This is a genomic window from Roseinatronobacter thiooxidans, assembly GCF_001870675.1.
GTDB classification, from domain to species: Bacteria; Pseudomonadota; Alphaproteobacteria; order Rhodobacterales; family Rhodobacteraceae; genus Roseinatronobacter; species Roseinatronobacter thiooxidans.
The window spans coordinates 1-1,416 of the sequence record NZ_MEHT01000043.1 but is presented as its reverse complement, the minus strand read 5'-3'; the positions used below and the strand labels follow the sequence as shown (position 1 = coordinate 1,416).

Sequence of the window (1,416 nt, the reverse complement as noted above, 5' to 3'; positions counted from 1 at the left end):
CTGCTTGAGGGTGAACAGCTCGACGGCGTGAGCGCGGTTCTCGCGATGCCGGGCCGCCTGGACGCCCCTGAGAGCGTCTGAGACGTCCTGTGAGGCCCGTTCCCGCCATTCCGCCTCCGTCTCTCCGCCGATGCCCAGAATGGCGCCTCTGCGCCGCTCAGGGAGGCTCACGGCGGCATCGGGGTCGGTGAGATGGGCATAGGCCCTCTGGACCCGCTCATGGCGCGCTGGAGAGCCCTGCAGACCGCGCTCCAGGCCATGGGTCTTTCCGACCCGTTCCGCGAAGTCGGTCTGCATGGCGGAGAGCTGCTGCCGGCTGCCGACGATGGCGCGAGCGTTCAGCTTGCCGCGTTCGTCCAGGGGAATGGTCATCACCGTCATGTGGGGCGTGGACTCATCCCGGTGGATCACCGCGGAGAGGACGTTTTCCGCCCCATGGCGGGCTTTCAGCCAGTCCAGGGCATCGGTAAAGTAGGCGTCCTGCTCCTCCCGGCTCATGGCCTTCAGGGCTTCGGGGGACCCGCCGACGAAATACTCTAGCCCGTGGACGGCATTGCTGCGGATCTTTTCGGGGGCGCGGTCCTTCCAGGCATCCAGGACGGCGCGGCTGGTGTCGCCGCCGACCAGGATGGTGTTGTCGGGGGTGCGCCGGGTATCGGCATTGGGCGTGTCGCGTTCCCGGAAGGTATGCTGGAGGCTTGCCCCCATGTTGCCCATGGTCTTGATCTTGGCGCAGCGGAGGATGGCGAAGCTGCGCGGGGCGGCGATATGGAGCATCCTGCCACCGATGCTGCGATCCAATCGGATCCGCCAGGCATCATCGTCATCGTTTCGCGCACCCATGAACCGATCTCCGAAGGAAGGTTTATGTGTACTCACTAGACAATTTGGCACAAGGCCAAATTGATCGCTCGCCCCGCAACCCGGGGAAGAGACACATAAACCAGCCTTCCGAGATACCTTAAGCTACGTTTCTGCTACCCAGCAGATCATAAGGATCGTGCTCCGTTGATGCTAGCCGATGTCATCAAGAAGGCTCTCCGGCTGCAACTGATGAAGTCAGTCAGCCTTCTCGTGCGACAAAACAATACTGAGTAAGATGTCGGTCGGCGATGTCAGCAGTGAAGGTTGAGTCTTGGCCTTCTGGAAAATGGCGGTCGATGAACTGGTAGGTTCCTTCGTCACCTTGGGGATGCCGATACTCTATTCCGTTCATGAGTAAGAACACCCTTGTGGCAGTGAACGCAGTGCGCTTATTGCCGTCATTGAAGGCGTGCCCCATCGCAAGAGAGACCCAGAGGCGTGCCGCATGGGCGACTACGCTGTCACAGTAGGCATTCTGACACGCCCCTAAAGCTGCCGGAACAGCATAAGGATGCAGCATGCCACGCCGCCCACCGAAGAGGTTCATCACCT

At 61.4% G+C, this 1,416-nt stretch carries 2 protein-coding genes; both read right to left on the bottom strand.

The genetic code is table 11. The annotated features are described in order from the left end of the window. On the bottom strand, positions 1-843 hold an 843-nt coding region (mobV, locus tag BG455_RS12250; protein WP_177190887.1), incomplete at its 3' end, for a MobV family relaxase. 220 nt (positions 844-1,063) lie between these two features. After that, positions 1,064-1,416: type II toxin-antitoxin system death-on-curing family toxin (locus BG455_RS12245; protein ID WP_071470295.1), on the bottom strand; the 353-nt coding region annotated here is incomplete at its 5' end.